Origin of the sequence: Psychroserpens luteolus, from assembly GCF_021032705.1 — a bacterium.
GTDB lineage: Bacteria > Bacteroidota > Bacteroidia > Flavobacteriales > Flavobacteriaceae > Psychroserpens > Psychroserpens luteolus.
In genome coordinates this window covers 313751-330887 of the sequence record NZ_JAHVXI010000004.1, presented here as the reverse complement: position 1 = coordinate 330887, position 17137 = coordinate 313751, and the positions used below count along the sequence as shown (strand labels likewise).

The window sequence follows — 17137 nt, the reverse complement described above, 5'->3', positions numbered from 1 at the left end:
GCGTTATGCTATTATTTTAAAAATCCTTTGGATTTAGCTTCTTTGATTGCAGCAGAAATACCAACCTTGTTGATAGTCTTTAATGCTGAAGTCGATACTTTTAAAGTTACCCACTTATCTTCCTCAGGAATATAAAAACGCTTCTTGATTAAGTTAGCGTTAAATTTACGCTTCGTTTTGTTCATTGCGTGAGATACGTTGTTTCCAACCATCGCTTTCTTTCCTGTAAGTTCACAAACTCTTGACATTTCTTTCTAACTTTAATTATGTTTCTTTAAAACAGGGTGCAAATTTAATAAAACTTTACAATATCAACAAACTAAAAGTGCTACTTTTTTAAAATTTCTTTTTGTAGCATTTCAAAGGCCTTATTTGCTGCTTTGTTGATTACTTTAACACGATGATTTCCAAAGCTGAATTTTTCAGAATACACATCATCTTTTGTAGCAATAGCAATGTATACAATTCCTAAGTCTTCAGCAGTATCATCTTTTGTAGGTCCTGCATTGCCTGTAGTTGCAATCGCATAATCTGTATGTAACAAGGATCTCACATTTTTCGCCATGGCTTCTGCTACAGCACCACTCACCACAGAATATTCGTCTATCAATGCTTCGGAAACGTTAAGCATATTGACTTTTATCTCTTTGGTATAGCTTACTACGCTTCCTTTAAAATATTTTGAAGCTCCAGGATTGGCTGTAAATCGTTCTGCAATGAGACCTCCTGTACAACTTTCGGCAGTAGCTACTGTTTTTTCTATTTCGGTTAAGTATTTACCAATAACGGCCTCTATGGACAAATCATTTTCAAATCCGACAAAAATATCATGAATTTGTGGCAATAATAATTGCGTTTGTTTTTCCATTTCGGCTTCAACAAGACTCTTATCTCTATGTTTAGCGGACAATCGTAAACGCACACGACCTAAGCTAGGCAGATAAGCGAGTTTGATAAAATCTGGTAATTCATTTTCAAACGTTTCGATACGCTCAGCGAGTGTACTTTCACCCATACCATAGGTTAAAAACGTTTTGTGTTTGATATAAGGAAACTGAAATCGTGTTCTTAGTTTAGGAATGACTTCATCTTCCATTAATGCTTTCATTTCATAAGGTACTCCAGGTAAAGAAATAAATACAGTATCGTTTTTTTCTAGCCACATTCCGGGAGCACTACCATATTTATTCATCAAAACCTCAGCTTTTGAAGGTACCAAAGCTTGATCTAAATTGACTTGCATTATAGGTTTTTTGACATATACTTCCCAAATATGCTCTACATTTTTTCTAACGGAAGGATCTTCTACCAAAGTATCTTCAAAATAATCGGCGATTGTTTTTTTAGTGATATCGTCCTTTGTAGGACCTAAACCACCAGTAATCATGACAATATCCGCATTAGTTTCAGCTTCAGAAAAGGCCTTTAAAATATGTGCTTTGTCGTCCTGTACCGAAGTAATCTGATACACTGATACACCAATTTTGTTGAGTTGCTTTGCGATAAATGCAGAATTCGAGTCAATAATTTGCCCAATAAGAATCTCATCACCAATGGTAATAATTTCTGCTTGCATTATAAGTTGAAGTCTTTTTTGAGTTCGGCAGTAGCATGTTCTACTGCAGTGAGTACAAGTTGTAATTCTTTAGAGCAGTCTTCTCCTACTTTTTCAAATTTCCCCCAATCTTGCACAACGATTAAGTGGTGTAGTACACCGAGTTCAAATAAGTCTACTGTTGGTTTCATTTTATGAGCAGCTTGATAAGCGTTATAAAAATCTTGCTCTGCCACTGCTTTTTTGAGTCGTTCTGCATCTTCAGGTACTTCTTCTAAAAATGCCTCGGCTAATGATTTAATAAAATCGGCATCATTATCTGCCAATTCGCGAACGCGTTCTAATTTGTAATGTTGTTCCATGTATTATTTTACTGTAATAGAAAACAATTGCTTGTCTTCGATATATCCCTTTAGTTTATCATTAGCAAGAACTTTGCCAACTCCCGACGGAGTTCCGGTAAATATAATATCTCCAATCTTTAAAGTAAAATATTTTGACACATATTCTATGATTTCGTCAATTTTCCAAAGCATTAAACTCGTGTTTCCATCTTGAACTTTTGTTTCATTTTTGAACAAACTGAAATTAATATTATTAACATTTTCAAAATCAGATTTTGGCAACCATTCTCCTATAACTGCTGCTCCGTCAAAGGCTTTGGCTTTTTCCCACGGCAAACCTTTGGCTTTTAATTGTGCTTGTAAGTCTCTAGCAGTAAAATCTATTCCTAGTCCAATTTGATCATAATATTTATGAGCAAACTTTTTAGCGATATGCTTACCTACTTTATTGATCTTCACTAAAATTTCAACCTCGTGATGCACGTCATCTGAAAAATCTGGAATAAAAAAAGGCTGCTTCTTCAATAAGATAGAGGTATCTGGTTTTAAAAACACAACAGGATCAACTGGTCTTTCGTTTTCCAATTCTTTAATGTGTTCTGTATAATTACGACCTATACAAATGAGTTTCATTCTCTAGATTTAAAACAGTTTATTATTAAAGCCCCTTAGTTTTATAGCTGTAAGTACTTTTTTAGTGTACAATGGAAAATCGGCATTAAGTAACCATCCAAAATATCCTGGCTCGGTTTCTAAAACTTCAGTAACTCGTTTTCCTTTGTGCTTTCCAAAAGAGAAACATTCTTGTCCGTCTTTATCATAAGCAATAAATCCGGCAAAATCGGCAAATTTCTTACGCGAGCTAAATTCAGCAAGAAAGCTCGTATCATTTTCCAGTTCGTCATATCTATCTAATTGTGATTTTAATACTTCATAAGTCGCTAATGTATCAGCTTCGGCACTATGCGCATCATCTAAATTTTTATCACAATAGAACTTGTAAGCTGCACTTAATGTACGCTTCTCCATTTTATGGAAAATAGTTTGTACATCAACCGACTGTCTATTTTTCATATCGAAATCTAAATCGGCGCGTAACATTTCTTCTGCGAGCAATGGAATATCAAAACGATTAGAGTTAAAACCTCCTAAATCGGAATCCTTAATCATATTATGCACCTCTTTTGATATCTCCTTGAATGTTGGTTTATCTACAACATCTTCATCTGAAATCCCATGAACCAAGGTGACATGAGGCGGAATAGGAATTGTAGGGTTTACACGTTGTGTGTAGGTTTCCTCCTTTCCGTTAGGATGTACTTTTAAGATTGATATTTCAACTATACGATCGTTGGTAATATTTATTCCAGTGGTTTCAAGGTCAAAAAAACAGATGGGTTTTGTAAGATTTAGTTGCATGTACTATTAATTTTTCACAAAGGTAATTAGATTAATGAATATTTGCTTAATCAGTAAAATTAACTTTTGATTTATGAAACAGATTCAACACTAGTTCGTCAATTTATAACAGTAAAAAATGCAATAGATTAAAAAAGTTGCGTCTTTATAATTGAGAGCTGTAAAAAAGCACAATGAATCAATCAAAAAATAGCGAAAAACTAAACACCTTTTTTAAGGAAGAGTATTCTTCTCTCAAATCATATGTAAGTTCCAACTTAAAGGCTAGTGTTACTAGAGATGCAGAAGACATCATTCAAGATGTAGCTTTAAAACTATTTACAAGTGCTGATAGATATTCTCCAATAAATAATGTAGCTGGTTTTGTGTATCGTGCCATGAGGAATAAAATCATTGATATTTTAAGATCAAATAAGAAGAACATAGAATATCACTCTCAAAATGAAACGAAGTTAAATGAATTTGCTGCTTTAATTTATGAAACATCATCAGATCTATATCCTGAACAAATGAAAGAAGAATTGAAAAAAGCAATTATTAAACTCAAGCCCAATTATAGAGATATAATTATAGCGATTGACTTTGAAGGTTATACCTATAAAGAAATAGAACTAGAAACTGGCATTCCAATTGGTACTTTAATGTCTAGAAGACATAGAGCTATTTCACTACTGTACAAAAACTTAAAATCTAAACAAGAAATAATTAGTTAAAATAAAAAACATGTCAAATTACTTTAAACACAAAATGAGAGGCAAATCTCCAGGAGAAATTGCCGGAATGATAATCTTCGGAACGATATTCATAGCTGGATTAGCGATCCTGTTTGGCTTTGTAATCATGTGGCTTTGGAATTGGTTAATGCCAATGATTTTTGGGTTAACAACACTTACTTATTGGGAAGCTGTAGGTGTTTTCATATTATTTAAAATTCTTTTAGGTGGATGTGGTGGATTTGGAGGAAAAGACAAATCATCTACAAAAAAATCAAATTGCAAAAATGAACCAAAAGGAGAGTTTTCAAAGTGGAAACATTATGACAACTTTTGGAAAGAAGAAGGAAACAAAGCCTATGAAGATTATGTAGATCGTATAACTAATAAAGAAGAGCCCAATGATTAGTCCATTCTATTTAAAACATAAAAGCCATATGAATATCTATATATTTAAAACGAATATAGAAACAAAGAAAGAGGCAGATAACATAAAAAAAATGTTGAGCTCTGCTTTAGGAATAAGACAATTCTCAATTGACCTAGAAGACATTGACAAGGTATTAAGAATTGAAGCTCACAAGAACTTAGATGAGAGTAAAATAATAAATAAGGTAATCTCAGGAGGATTTTCTTGTGAAGAACTAGAATAAAAAATTAGAACGACTAAAAGCAAAAAGCACAATCTTAAGATTGTGCTTTTTATATTTTGAAATACTTATCTATAAGTAGTATTTTGTTAAATTTCTCTATCAGAGTCCCAAGCCTCTAAATAATCTTTTACCGCTTTAACGAATTGTCCTCCTAATGCACCATTAACCACACGATGATCATAAGAATGAGACATAAACATACGATAACGAATTCCAATAAAATCACCTTCAGGTGTTTCTACTACAGCAGGAACTTTTCTAATAGCTCCAAGTGCTAAGATACCAACTTGAGGTTGATTGATAATTGGTGTTCCCATGATGCTTCCAAACGTTCCTACATTGGTTACTGTGTAAGTACCTCCCGATATATCATCTGGTTTAAGTTGATTCTCTCTAGCACGACCAGCTAAATCATTTACTTTTTTGGTCATTCCAACTAAGTTTAACTGATCAGCATCTTTAATAACTGGTACAATAAGATTACCATCTGGTAAGGCAGCTGCCATACCAAGATTTATATGTTTTTTCTTAATAATAGAATCTCCTTGAACAGAGATATTCATCATTGGATAATCACGTAATGCTTTAGCTACAGCTTCCATAAAGATTGGTGTAAACGTCAAGTTTTCTCCTTCTCTTTGCTTAAACTCGTTTTTAACTTTATTACGCCAATTCCATATTTTAGTAACATCGGCTTCTATAAAGCTTTGCACATGTGCTGAAGTTTGTACAGATTCGACCATATGATGCGCAATAAGTTTACCCATTCTGGTCATTTCAATGATCTCGTCTTCACCACTAGCGACTACTGGAGCTGCTTTCTTCTCCACACCATTAGCCTGAGCAGGTGTTGCTTTAGGCGTTTCTTTAACAGGTGAAGGTTGAGCATCTCTACTACCTAAATAGGCGAGCATATCATTTTTAGTTACACGACCATCTTTACCTGATCCTGCGATTGCATCCAATTCTGTTTGAGAGATCCCTTCTTGTTTTGCTATATTTCTAACCAATGGTGAATAAAAACGATCACCCGAACTAACCACAGGAGCAACAGTTTCTTGAGCTACAACAACTGTTTTTGTGACTTCTGCAACAGCTGCAGGTTCAGCAACCTCATGTTTAACTGGTTCTGCCTTAGGTGTTTCTATAGGCGCATTAGCCTCTCCTTCAGTTTCTATGACTGCAATCGTTTGACCTACTTGTACCACATCGTCAACATCAAATAGTTTTTCTACTAAAACACCGTCTACTTCACTAGGCACTTCACTATCTACCTTATCTGTTGCAATTTCAAAAACTGCTTCATCAGCTTCAATAGTATCACCTACGTCTTTTAACCAGGACGTAATAGTTGCCTCTGCAACACTCTCTCCCATTTTAGGAAGCTTTAGTTCAAATTTTGCCATATCTGTAATCTAAGGTCAATAATTGGTTTGTTGATTGCAAAATTAATGAAAAAACAACACAATTATTGAGATTATTTCAAATAATTATTATCTAAAAGAATATTACTTCTCCTCTACTTTTGGAGTTGTTACTTCCGATGATAAAGTTAGAATTTTTTGGTAGAACTTTAAATGTAGCTGTACAATTTTTAGGTGTATTGGATAGGATTTCGATAATTGACTTAAAACTAAGATGTTTGTTATCTAATACATATTCTGTATTGTCCTGATAGGTTTCTATTTCAGACTGAACTTTTAAACTACATTTTAAAGCAGTTTCTAATGCAATATTCATTTCCGAAGAAACGAATACATACTGGTTTATTTGATTAATGTTACTTTCTGAAGAGCGACTAAAGAACGGACTTAACTTAATTCCAAACCAAACCAATGTATCAAAAACACTATTCGATTTGAAATGCTTGTTATAAAAGATTTGCATAGCGCCATAAAAACGCTTAGCATAGGTTTTATCCTTTAAAGTACTTTCTCCTTTATAGTGGATTGCTGATATGCCTCCATGATATATACTTTGATACCCAGCTTTCAAAACTTTATAAGATAAGTCAATGTCTTCACCATACATAAAATAATCTTCGTCAAACCCATTTACCTCTTTATATACGGCACGTTGCATGAGCATAAAAGCACCAACAAAAATAGGCACTCGTCCTGTTCCTTTTTCTGCTAAGTTAGACACATAGTAAGATCTAGATAAACCAAGCATCTTTTTAATAGCGATAAATGGTGTTGGTATATTGCGCTTACTCTCTGGTAAGAATCGCCCTCGACCATCTATAAGTCGACAAGACAGTATGCCCAGTTTATTTTTTAATTCTGATAGCGTAAGTAATTTTTCAAATGTATCTTCGGCAACAACTGTATCTGGGTTTAAAATACAAATGTATTCACCCTTAGCTTGAGCAACACCTATATTATTTCCTTTAGAAAACCCGAAATTAGCCTCATTCTCTATGAGTTTTACTTCAGGAAAATACTCTTTTATCATCGCACAGCTAGTATCTGATGACTGATTGTCAACCACAATAATCTCGCTCTCTATATTAATCAATGCCGCTTCGACACTTTTTAAACAGAGCTCTAGAAAGTGACGTACATTGTAATTTAATATGATTACGGATAGCTTCAATTAAGGATTAAGATTTTAAGGAGGCTTCAAACGGAATTCTATTAATAATACTGCGACCAAGCGTGACCTCATCGGTATATTCAAGCTCATTTCCTACAGAAATGCCTCTAGCGATCGTAGATGTTCTTATATCATAATCTTGAATCTGTTTATAAATATAGAAATTAGTCGTATCCCCTTCCATTGTTGAACCCAATGCAAAAATAAGTTCCTTAACAGTTCCTTGTTTTACTTTCTCGACTAGTGATTGGATATTGAGTTCATTAGGCCCAATCCCATCCATTGGCGATATTTTTCCACCTAATACATGATACAATCCTTTAAAAGAACTTGTATTCTCTATAGCCATAACATCTCTAATATCTTCTACAACACACACAATATCTTCAACTCTATTAGGATTGGCACAAATCTCACAAACATCAGTATCACTAATATTATGACAATTTTTACAAAATTTGATATCAGTGCGCATAGTACTTAGAGCTTTTGCAAAATCTAATGTTTGCTCTTTTGGTTGTCGCAACAGATGCAATACTAAACGCAATGCTGTTCGCTTACCAACTCCAGGTAATTGTGACATTTCGTTAACTGCATTCTCTAGTAATTTTGAAGAAAATTCCATAGTTGCTAATTTACAATTTGTAATGTAATTTACAGAGACATTGTACAAAAAAACCACTATGATAACTCATAGTGGCTTTATAATTTGTAAGACGATTGGTCTATTCTATAATAAGCTTTTTAGTTACAAAGCCATTAGTGTTATTGATTTTAACAAAATAAAGACCAGATGCATAGTTTGAAACATCTATAGATGTCGATTCAGAAATATTCTTATTCTTAGTAAAATACATTAGCTTACCTAAGGCATCATATATTCTAATCGATACTGGCTCGCTTTTATCCCAACTTAGAGTTACATTATTTTTAGCAGGATTTGGGTATAGGTTAAACGATTCTAGATCGAATTCAGAAACACTCAACGTCGCATCAAAAACATCAGATCTCCACAAACCACGACCGTATGTTCCAGCGTAGATTTTACCATCAGCGCTATTGATTTCCAATTCACTAATTCGAACATTAGGTAAACCATTATTAAACGGCACCCAAGTATTACTCGTTGTATCATCAAGATAGTAAACACCATAATTCATACCAACATAAATACCATTATCGCCATTATCTTGAAACGCTACAGCAAGGGCTGAAAAGTTTGGCAATCCTGTTCCTAACGGATTCCAAGTTACTCCACTATCTGTACTTAAGTAAACTTTTTGAGATCCAAATCCTGAACTAGTTACAGCCACTTTGGTAGGATCTGTTGGATGTACAGCAATATCAGTAACTCTAGCAGTAAAGCCTAAATTTAATCCTGTGGCTTGTGACCAAATAGCACCTCCATTAGTTGTACGATATAATGTCTCGTTGATAGAAAGATACATCACGTCATTATCTGCTGGAGATATCTTAAGATCGTCGATATCAGCACCATAATTTGGTGAAATAGAAGTCCATGTACCTCCACCATCTGTCGACTTATACACTTCATCAAACGCACAATAAATCACATTGCTATCAATAGGATCTTGCTCGAATGGCACTATCCAATTCCAGTTATTTTGACCTCCTTTACCTTCTGGTTGAGAAATTCCTGCTAGATTAACACCTCCATTAAAGGTTTTATAAAATGATCCAAATTGACTGGTACCGTACATGATTTGAGAATCGTTCTTATCAACAAAACTTTCCATACCATCAGCACCTAACCAGTCTGTCCAATTTCCATTAACATCCATCACAGAAGTACCATTATCTTGTGCACCACCAGTGACAACAACAGGATCAGTTTGGCTTACACCAATTTTATAAAACTGACGTATTCCAATACCATTTGTTAGATCTGTATAGTAATTGCTATTCACAGTGCTTGTATTATTTGCCACATAGCAACCTCCATCTGTTCCAACATATAATTTGTAGCCATCAGTACTATTTCCAACAAATTCAAGAATATCAACATCGGCATGACAATATCCTATATTATTGAATGAAGCACCACCAACAGTCCATTGCGATGTAATAGAAAATGTGGCACCTCCATTAATTGATCTCCAGGTATTAATTCCTGCAATATGAACTTCGTTCACATCGGCAGGGTTAACAGCTATATCCATATCTCTAGGTGCCTGACCTAGATTATCATCGGCCAAAGTCTCATAACCAAAGTAATTTTTTCCAGCATGACTCAAGCCGGTAAATGAATTACCAGAGTTTGTAGATTTATAAAACCCACCAAATATTCCACTAGCTGCTTCAACCACATATACTGTACTAGGGTCATCAGCAGAAACGCCAATCATTTTTGGTCCGTTACTAAAATCGGTAGTGTTTTCTGCAAAAGAACCGCCACCATTTGTTGATTTATAAAAACTAGAACCTGTTGCATATACGACATTTGCATCTCCAGGTTTAAATTCTACATCATAAGCACTACCACTAAACACCTGTATCCAGTTTTGTCCATTATCAAATGATTTGTGAAATCCACCACCTTGCGCTGTACAATACATTTTAGTACTTCCTGGTGTAGGATCAATCAATATTTTATTTACGGCTCCATTTCCAATATCAGAATAAAAATTCCAAGTAACTCCAGAATCTGTAGATCTAAAAATAGTTCCTCCAGTTGATCCCCAATAATAATGTGTAGGGTTTTTTGGGTCTATGGCTACTGCATAAACATCAATATTTGATAAATTATCTGTTAAAACAGTCCAAGTTTGTCCAGCATCGGTAGAACGCCAAATACCTCCAGTTTCTGCACCAACTATAATTGTTGTAAGCATTGTTGGATCAACAGCTATTGATGTAATACGCCCAACACCAGGATTCCAACCAGATGTTGCATTCCATGAAGTAGGTCCCATTTCTTCCCACGTTCCAACAGTTGTTCTAGACAATTGATTTTGATTAGAATTTTGTAAAGCGATGTAATTTTCTAATTCTTCTTGAAAGTATTCAGGTGATTTTAATTTTCCTGTAGCATCCATATTACGCTCGGCGTTATAGAGCCATCTTCTGTAGGACTTGTATCCAGTACCTCGGCCAGTACCCGCGTTTTCAAAATAAGATTCTGCTGCTGTAATAATCTCAGCAACAGTGTAGGTGCCTTCAGCAATCATATCTCTGTAATTCTGAGAGAATGCTGTAAAGGAAAAAGAAGCGATGGTTAAAAAAGTAAGTATCTTTTTCATTTAAATAAATTTAGGTTAAAATTAGCCTATAGAAAAACACATAGCACTAGCTTTTCTTTAAGTTTAATTTTAATTAGTTAATATTGTTTGCAATTTTTTAGCTAAAATAAGACATTTCATTCAAAAATCTGTTAAAACCTCAATTATGTCGACAAACGCCATCATTTTACTCATTCTAGCCTATTTTGGCGTGCTTATTCTAATTTCGTATTTCACTGGAAAGGAAGATTCTAATGAGGCCTTTTTTAAAGCTAATAAATCCGCACCATGGTACCTAGTAGCTTTTGGAATGATTGGTGCGTCCTTATCTGGAGTGACTTTTATATCAGTCCCTGGAGCTGTTGAAGCCAAACAATTTGGTTATTTTCAGGTGGTTATTGGATACTTTTTTGGGTACCTTATCATTGCTTATGTGTTGCTCCCATTGTATTACAAGATGAACCTCACATCTATTTATACTTATTTGAAAGAACGTTTTGGAACTACGAGTTATAAAACAGGTTCTATCGCTTTTCTGATATCAAGAACTGTTGGTGCATCTTTTAGGTTGTTTTTAGTTGCCAAAGTTTTACAGTTATTAGTATTTAATAATTTCAATATTCCTTTTCCTGTAACTGTTGTGATTACAATTGCATTAATTTGGCTGTATACCTTTAGGGGAGGCATTAAAACTATAATTTTCACAGACACGCTTCAAACACTTTTCATGTTAGTTTCGGTAGTTGTTACCATTTCTTTTTTAGCGACTGCTTTGGATTTAAATAGTATTTCTGAAGTTTATAATAATGTTGTTGAAAGCAAACTAAGTAAAGTCTTTTTCTTAGATGATGTTAACGATGCTCAGTACTTTATTAAAAGTTTTCTAGCTGGTGTCTTTATTACAATTACCATGACTGGTCTTGATCAGGATATGATGCAAAAAAACTTAACCTGCAAAAACTTAAAAGACGCTCAAAAAAACATGGTGAGCTTTAGTGTTATTTTAGTATTTGTGAATATTCTTTTCTTAACATTAGGATTGTTGCTAACGCAATACGCAGCACAGCATGGCATTACAGCAAAAAAAGACGATTTGTTCCCAACTATTGCGATGCTACCTGAAATTGGAGTCGTAACCTCAGCTTTCTTTTTATTAGGTTTAATTGCGGCCGCCTATTCGAGTGCAGATAGTGCACTAACATCTTTAACAACCTCTTTTTGCATAGATATAATTGAATTAGATAGAAAACCAAAAGAAGATCAAAAAAGAGTTCGTAAACAAATTCATGTTTTATTTAGCGTCATACTTGTCATCGTTATTATCTTATTTGATCTTTTATTTAAAGATGTTTCTGTGATCTGGGAATTATTTAAGGCAGCTGGATATACATACGGACCTTTACTTGGGTTATTTGCTTTTGGAATTTTAACAAAAAAGCACTTAAAAGATAAATACGTGTGGATTATTGCAATAGTAGCTCCAATTGTATCATATTTTATAAATATGTATTCTGTAGATCTATTAAATGGCTATCAAATAGGATTTGAGATTTTAATAGTAAACGGTTTACTTACCTTTTTAGGTTTACTATGTATTTCAAAAAGATCGGAAATTAGTACTGATTAGTACCCAATAAGACAAGCGTGCAAGCTTCTTCAAAATAAATACCTGCTTGTTTTAAGAGGTTCTGAAACTCTGAATTCTCAGTTCCAGGATTAAAAATGATACGCTCAGGTTGTAATGCTATGAGATAATCGTAAAAGGCTTTTTGGCGTTCCGGATTTAAATACAAAGTTACCGTATGTATGTCTTTGTAAGGCATTAAATGTGTATCTATAGTAACTCCTGACACAATTCCTTCTCTCAAACCAATGGCTACGACCTCGTGCTTATAATTAACCAATCTATTGATCGCAATATTAGAATATCGCTGTGGTTTTATCGAGGCACCCAGCACTAAAGTCTTCTTGTTCATAGTACATTTGTTTATGACAAAAATAGTGTTCCAATTTATATTGCTATAGCTCAAATGTTAAAAAGATGTTAAGTAGTGTTAAAAAAAGTAACACTACTATAAAGTTGTCGTCTATGAGATAACAACCGCTCCTATTGAGCGAAAAAGACTAATCAATCAAATCAATCAAAAAATGAAAAAAATCACACAATTGTGCATTTTTCTATTTGCCCTTATGGCATTTGCACAACCCTCAGAATCAGAGTTAAGAGATGGTACGGTATCTGGACGTGTTATCGACGCGAAGTTAAATCAGCCCTTACCATATGTAAATGTTATTGTTAAAGATTCTAAAGATGCCATCATTACAGGTGGAATCACAGACGACAAGGGTAAATTCAAAATTGAAAAACTACCTGAAGGCCCTATTAAAGTTGAGATTACCTACATTGGTTACAAGAGTGTAATGAAGGAAGCTACTATTGGTAAAGACAACTATAACATCAAATTTGGTGACATTTTAATTGAAGAAGATGCTGAAAGTTTAGAAGAAGTTACAGTCGTTGCTGAAATATCAACTATTCAGCAAAAAATAGATCGAAAAGTTATTAATATAGGTAAAGATCTAACGACCTCTGGACCAACAGCTTCAGACATTATGAATAATATCCCATCTGTTAATGTAGATCAACAGACTGGTGATATTTCTTTACGAGGTAATCAAAATGTTCAGGTTATGGTAGATGGTAAACTTTCTAACATTCCTGCAGCACAATTATTAAAACAAATCCCTTCTACGTCAATCAAACAAATCGAATTGATTACAAACCCTTCAGCAAAATACAATCCTGAAGGCATGAGTGGGATTATTAATATCATTCTTCACAAAAATGTAAATATTGGCTTTAATGGTAATGCTAATGTAGGTCTAAGCTATCAATTAGAACCTAAATTCAATAGTTCTATTGATATGAATTATAGAAATGGTAAACTTAATTTCTACGGAAGCTATGGTAATAACATTTCAGATAATAGAAATACAGGGTTATTAACCCAAACTGAAACAGACATATCTCAAACCTTTAACTTTTTAGATGAGCGTAACTCTCATTTGTTTAAAGTGGGTGTTGATTATTACATCAATGATAAAAACACCTTCTCTATATTTACAAATCAAAACCTTTTTGATGGAGGCACATTAGGTCAAACAAATTTATTCTCTACAAGTAATCCGTCTATAGGACAACTGCAGACCTTTGACAATATGAATGATAATGAGAGTCAGCAGTACAATGTGAATTATAAATTAGATTTTGACAAAGAAGGACATAACATCGAATTAGAAGTTGATCATAATATCTTTGATAGTGATTTAGAAACAATCAATATTTTTACTGGAGTTGATGCTCGACCTAACTTTGATGAATTTACTGATACCGAACGTAACAGAACAACAATCAACTTAGATTACGTAAATCCATTATCAGAAACGGCAAAATTAGAATTAGGATTACAAGCGCGATTATTTGATAATTCGATCGGTTATAATTCTGATGCAAGAGTAAGAAATGAATTTGGAGATTACATTCCAACTCAAACACTTTTTGATTACGAAAGAAACATTTACTCTGCTTATGCAACTTATGGCAAAAAGAAAGACAAATGGTCATACCAAGTTGGTTTAAGAGCAGAAAGTGTTCAAGTTGAAGCTTTGGCTATCGATACAGATTTAACTAATGATACAACGACAAATTTTCCTTTTGAAAATGATTATTTCCAAGTGTATCCATCTGCGTTTGTTACATACAATCCTTCGGAAAAAAATTCATATCAGTTTAGCTATAGCAGACGTGTAGATCGTCCTGGTGTTGGTCAAGTAAATCCAATCCCAAATTTTAATACACCATTAATTTCTCAATTTGGTAATCCAGAATTAGAACCACAGTTCACCAATTCTGTAGAAGTTAACTACACTAGAAATTTAGAAAAAGGAAGCATTACAGCTGGAGTTTTTTACAGACTTATTGAAGATGAAATTAACCAAGGGGTTTTTGTGGATCGTTCAGATCTAGGTTCTGGTCGTGTGATCTTAACCAATGACAATTTTGATAATACATCTGCCTATGGTGTTGAAATATCAAGTAGTTATCGACCAACAAAATGGTGGAGTTTAAATGCGAGTTTTGATTTATATGCTCGTAAACAAACTGGAATTGCTGAATCTTTAGATCCAACAATTATAAACCCAACTGAAGCAGATATCGCTCTCAATGAAGTTGAAGTTGATAATATCATATATAACTTTAGAGTATTTAACAACTTTAAGGCAAGCAAAAAATTATCATTCTCTGCTTTTGCAATGTATAGAGGAAAAGATACAGGATTAAACTTTGAAATGGATCCAATGTACTTTGTAAACTTAGGAATGCGCTATAGCTTTCTTGAAGATAATAGAGCAACGTTTAGCATGAACTTTAATAATGTATTTGATACTCAAGAAATTTCTATTGTAAGTGAGCGTCCGTTTAGACAAACAGTAGATTTTCAACCAGAATTCAACACCATATTTGTAGGATTATCTTACCGATTTGGAGGTGGAAAATACAGAGCTAAATCTCGTAAAAGACGTGATAACGATGAAAAATCAGGAGGAGGAATCCTTTAAAAATATGTTTAGTAACCTACATATAATAGTTGATGGTTAGTGTTAATGTTTGGTTATTAAATAAGAAAACCCAAGGCTTTTAGTCTTGGGTTTTTGCTGTTATAAATAGTTTAAAAACAAAACGTTGTAATGATTTGTTTTGTATTACGACTTAACTGAAGTAAAGTTAGTTTTTTACATGTTAAAATTTTCGAGAAATAAAATTGATTAGTAGCAAGAAATCCGGAACAAAAATGTTTCGGATTTTTTTATGACTTCGGTTTAAAAGTTAATTGATGTTAAAAATGTTAAGAGATAAAATAAAACACACTTTTTAGCGTCTATAGATTGTGATAAGTTTTAAAGCTAATCAGTTTAAAAAAATCACTGTTTTATAGTTTTAGTGTTTTTAGTAAAATTGGTTAATAGCAGAAAAATCCCAAAGTTCACGCTTTGGGATTTTTTGTATTTAAGATTGCCTTTTAGATCATCTAGTAATTCCTAGAATTCCCAGAATTATTAAAACTGCTCCGCAGCCCATTCCAATGTACTTATATTGAGTAGCATCATAAAATTTAAATAGTATTAAAAACCCAAAAATAATTGCTGCAAGTCCACCTCCTAAAGGTCCCTTTTTTAATGAATTTGACATATTAATTAGTTGAAAGTTAAGCAATAAATATAGGGATAAGATCTCAGTATTATTAATTTAATACAAAGGACTTCATAAACGCCCTATATTAATTCATATATAAAAACCCCAAAGCTTTCACTTTGGGATTTTCTCTTATAATTATTCAAAAAAAACTCTTAAACCTTGCTTTATCTTTGCAATAGGATTGGTTCGTTTATTAATAGATGCTGAAACTGTAAAAAGGTTGCTTCAATCTCTATTATTTTTTTTCATTACCACTTCATGATGACACTTCCCCAAGTAAATCCACTACCAAAAGCGGCCAATACAACAGTATCTCCTTCATTAATTTTTCCTTCTTCCCATGCTTCAGTTAATGCAATTGGGATAGATGCAGCAGTTGTATTTCCGTACTTTTGAATATTATTGAACACTTGATTATCCTCTAACTTAAACTTTCGTTGAATAAATTGTGCTATACGTAAATTTGCTTGATGCGGAATGAGCATATCAATATCATCAACCTGAAGTTGGTTTTTCATCAAACCTTCCATAATGACCTCACTAAAACGAACAACCGCATTTTTAAACACAAATTGACCATTCATATAAGGAAAATAACTTTCATCATTTGGATCATTCTCGGCAATAATATCATTAACCCAACGCTTACCCATACCAGGAGCAATCAATACTAATTCTTCAGCATGTTCTCCTTGTGAATGCAAATGGGTAGATAAAATACCTTTGGTTGTATCTTCCTCTCTAGTGAGTACAGCAGCTCCTGCTCCATCACCAAAGATTACCGAAACACCACGACCACGAGTCGTTTTATCTAATCCGTAAGAATGTAACTCACTACCAATAACCAATACATTTTTATACATTCCGGTTTTTATAAAATTATCGGCTACAGAAATAGCATAAACAAAACCAGAGCATTGATTACGAACATCTAATGCACCAACAGTTTTAATATCTAAAGCATGTTGCACTTGTACACCTGGTCCAGGAAAATACATATCTGGACTTAGGGTCGCAAAAATGATAAAATCGATATCATCTTTATCTATACCTGCACGATCAATGGCTATTTTAGCAGCTTTTACTCCCATTGTTGCAGTGGTATCGCCAGAACCTTTTACAACCCATCGACGCTCTTTTATTCCAGTTCGCTCCTGAATCCATTCATCATTAGTATCCATCATTTTGGATAAATCGTCATTAGTCACCACATTATCTGGAACATAATGTCCCAAACCTATTATCTTGGAATTGTACATAGTAAAATTTAGTATTAAATAAGTATACAAATTTAACCATTTCAGAATGAAACCCATTTGTATTCGTTATGCATGCATAATAATATAAATTTAATGTAAGCAA

General features: G+C 33.6%; 17 protein-coding genes. 5 read left to right on the top strand and 12 right to left on the bottom strand.

Going from position 1 to position 17137, the window contains the following annotated elements; genetic code table 11:
- Positions 1–11: 11 nt before the first annotated feature.
- The 5 genes from rpmB to KWG70_RS12515 form a co-directional block, all read right to left on the bottom strand.
- Complete coding sequence (gene rpmB / locus KWG70_RS12535) at positions 12–248, bottom strand: 50S ribosomal protein L28 (RefSeq protein ID WP_204346176.1); 237 nt, start codon at positions 246–248, stop codon at positions 12–14.
- Between the two features lie 80 nt (positions 249–328).
- On the bottom strand, positions 329–1576 hold the full coding sequence (locus KWG70_RS12530; RefSeq protein ID WP_230936384.1) for a competence/damage-inducible protein A: 1248 nt from the start codon (positions 1574–1576) through the stop codon (positions 329–331).
- Positions 1576–1917, bottom strand: coding sequence for an Hpt domain-containing protein (locus tag KWG70_RS12525; protein WP_230936383.1), 342 nt, complete (start codon positions 1915–1917; stop codon positions 1576–1578). Before KWG70_RS12525 ends, KWG70_RS12530 begins: the two co-directional genes overlap by 1 nt.
- 3 nt (positions 1918–1920) lie before the next feature.
- Positions 1921–2532 carry a fumarylacetoacetate hydrolase family protein gene (locus KWG70_RS12520; protein ID WP_230936382.1) on the bottom strand — a complete coding sequence of 204 codons (612 nt, stop codon included), beginning with the start codon at positions 2530–2532 and terminating at the stop codon, positions 1921–1923.
- 9 nt (positions 2533–2541) lie between these two features.
- Positions 2542–3318, bottom strand: a complete 777-nt coding sequence (locus KWG70_RS12515; protein WP_230936381.1) for a 3'-5' exonuclease — start codon at positions 3316–3318, stop codon at positions 2542–2544.
- Between the two features lie 173 nt (positions 3319–3491).
- Here KWG70_RS12515 and KWG70_RS12510 point away from each other — a divergent pair, with 173 nt between their 5' ends.
- From KWG70_RS12510 to KWG70_RS12500, 3 genes are read left to right on the top strand one after another with little or no spacing between them, the layout of a single operon-like run.
- Positions 3492–4031: an RNA polymerase sigma factor gene (locus KWG70_RS12510; protein WP_230936380.1), complete on the top strand. Its 540-nt coding sequence runs from the start codon at positions 3492–3494 to the stop codon at positions 4029–4031.
- A 10-nt stretch (positions 4032–4041) separates the two neighbouring features.
- Entirely contained in the window at positions 4042–4440 is a 399-nt protein-coding gene (locus tag KWG70_RS12505; protein ID WP_230936379.1) for an ABC transporter permease family protein, read from the top strand.
- A gap of 28 nt (positions 4441–4468) precedes the next feature.
- Entirely contained in the window at positions 4469–4684 is a 216-nt protein-coding gene (locus KWG70_RS12500) for a hypothetical protein (RefSeq protein ID WP_230936378.1), read from the top strand.
- Between the two features lie 86 nt (positions 4685–4770).
- On the opposite strand, the gene KWG70_RS12495 is transcribed toward KWG70_RS12500, so the two are convergent.
- From KWG70_RS12495 to KWG70_RS12480, 4 genes are all read right to left on the bottom strand, one after another.
- Positions 4771–6090, bottom strand: a complete 1320-nt coding sequence (locus KWG70_RS12495; protein WP_230936377.1) for a dihydrolipoamide acetyltransferase family protein — start codon at positions 6088–6090, stop codon at positions 4771–4773.
- Between the two features lie 91 nt (positions 6091–6181).
- Complete coding sequence (locus KWG70_RS12490) at positions 6182–7279, bottom strand: glycosyltransferase family 2 protein (RefSeq protein ID WP_230936376.1); 1098 nt, start codon at positions 7277–7279, stop codon at positions 6182–6184.
- 7 nt (positions 7280–7286) lie between these two features.
- Positions 7287–7904, bottom strand: a complete 618-nt coding sequence (gene recR / locus KWG70_RS12485) for a recombination mediator RecR (protein WP_230936375.1) — start codon at positions 7902–7904, stop codon at positions 7287–7289.
- Between the two features lie 100 nt (positions 7905–8004).
- Positions 8005–10539 (bottom strand): T9SS type A sorting domain-containing protein, encoded by a 2535-nt coding sequence (locus tag KWG70_RS12480; RefSeq protein WP_230936374.1) that lies wholly within the window; start codon positions 10537–10539, stop codon positions 8005–8007.
- A gap of 145 nt (positions 10540–10684) precedes the next feature.
- Here KWG70_RS12480 and KWG70_RS12475 point away from each other — a divergent pair, with 145 nt between their 5' ends.
- Positions 10685–12145 (top strand): sodium:solute symporter, encoded by a 1461-nt coding sequence (locus KWG70_RS12475; protein ID WP_230936373.1) that lies wholly within the window; start codon positions 10685–10687, stop codon positions 12143–12145.
- Here the strand turns inward: KWG70_RS12475 and KWG70_RS12470 are convergent.
- A complete protein-coding gene (locus KWG70_RS12470; RefSeq protein WP_230936372.1) occupies positions 12132–12494 on the bottom strand; it encodes a CoA-binding protein in 363 nt (120 codons plus the stop codon). The genes KWG70_RS12475 and KWG70_RS12470 overlap by 14 nt on opposite strands.
- Before the next feature lie 172 nt (positions 12495–12666).
- On the opposite strand from KWG70_RS12470, the gene KWG70_RS12465 reads away from it, so the two are divergent.
- Positions 12667–15138, top strand: a complete 2472-nt coding sequence (locus KWG70_RS12465; RefSeq protein ID WP_230936371.1) for a TonB-dependent receptor domain-containing protein — start codon at positions 12667–12669, stop codon at positions 15136–15138.
- 466 nt (positions 15139–15604) lie between these two features.
- Here KWG70_RS12465 and KWG70_RS12460 read toward each other — a convergent pair whose 3' ends face one another.
- Both KWG70_RS12460 and KWG70_RS12455 read right to left on the bottom strand, forming a co-directional pair.
- Positions 15605–15769 carry a hypothetical protein gene (locus KWG70_RS12460; RefSeq protein ID WP_230936370.1) on the bottom strand — a complete coding sequence of 55 codons (165 nt, stop codon included), beginning with the start codon at positions 15767–15769 and terminating at the stop codon, positions 15605–15607.
- 254 nt (positions 15770–16023) lie between these two features.
- Positions 16024–17034 (bottom strand): 3-oxoacyl-ACP synthase III family protein, encoded by a 1011-nt coding sequence (locus tag KWG70_RS12455; RefSeq protein WP_230936369.1) that lies wholly within the window; start codon positions 17032–17034, stop codon positions 16024–16026.
- Positions 17035–17137: the final 103 nt, after the last annotated feature.

What these genes read in the sequence shown, in the direction of transcription:
- rpmB (WP_204346176.1), bottom strand. Translation starts at nt 248, where the DNA reads ATGTCAAGAGTTTGTGAACTTACAGGAAAGAAAGCGATGGTTGGAAAC.
- KWG70_RS12530 (WP_230936384.1), bottom strand. Translation starts at nt 1,576, where the DNA reads ATGCAAGCAGAAATTATTACCATTGGTGATGAGATTCTTATTGGGCAA.
- KWG70_RS12525 (WP_230936383.1), bottom strand. Translation starts at nt 1,917, where the DNA reads ATGGAACAACATTACAAATTAGAACGCGTTCGCGAATTGGCAGATAAT.
- KWG70_RS12520 (WP_230936382.1), bottom strand. Translation starts at nt 2,532, where the DNA reads ATGAAACTCATTTGTATAGGTCGTAATTATACAGAACACATTAAAGAA.
- KWG70_RS12515 (WP_230936381.1), bottom strand. Translation starts at nt 3,318, where the DNA reads ATGCAACTAAATCTTACAAAACCCATCTGTTTTTTTGACCTTGAAACC.
- KWG70_RS12510 (WP_230936380.1), top strand. Translation starts at nt 3,492, where the DNA reads ATGAATCAATCAAAAAATAGCGAAAAACTAAACACCTTTTTTAAGGAA.
- KWG70_RS12505 (WP_230936379.1), top strand. Translation starts at nt 4,042, where the DNA reads ATGTCAAATTACTTTAAACACAAAATGAGAGGCAAATCTCCAGGAGAA.
- KWG70_RS12500 (WP_230936378.1), top strand. Translation starts at nt 4,469, where the DNA reads ATGAATATCTATATATTTAAAACGAATATAGAAACAAAGAAAGAGGCA.
- KWG70_RS12495 (WP_230936377.1), bottom strand. Translation starts at nt 6,090, where the DNA reads ATGGCAAAATTTGAACTAAAGCTTCCTAAAATGGGAGAGAGTGTTGCA.
- recR (WP_230936375.1), bottom strand. Translation starts at nt 7,904, where the DNA reads ATGGAATTTTCTTCAAAATTACTAGAGAATGCAGTTAACGAAATGTCA.
- KWG70_RS12480 (WP_230936374.1), bottom strand. Translation starts at nt 10,539, where the DNA reads ATGAAAAAGATACTTACTTTTTTAACCATCGCTTCTTTTTCCTTTACA.
- KWG70_RS12475 (WP_230936373.1), top strand. Translation starts at nt 10,685, where the DNA reads ATGTCGACAAACGCCATCATTTTACTCATTCTAGCCTATTTTGGCGTG.
- KWG70_RS12470 (WP_230936372.1), bottom strand. Translation starts at nt 12,494, where the DNA reads ATGAACAAGAAGACTTTAGTGCTGGGTGCCTCGATAAAACCACAGCGA.
- KWG70_RS12465 (WP_230936371.1), top strand. Translation starts at nt 12,667, where the DNA reads ATGAAAAAAATCACACAATTGTGCATTTTTCTATTTGCCCTTATGGCA.
- KWG70_RS12460 (WP_230936370.1), bottom strand. Translation starts at nt 15,769, where the DNA reads ATGTCAAATTCATTAAAAAAGGGACCTTTAGGAGGTGGACTTGCAGCA.
- KWG70_RS12455 (WP_230936369.1), bottom strand. Translation starts at nt 17,034, where the DNA reads ATGTACAATTCCAAGATAATAGGTTTGGGACATTATGTTCCAGATAAT.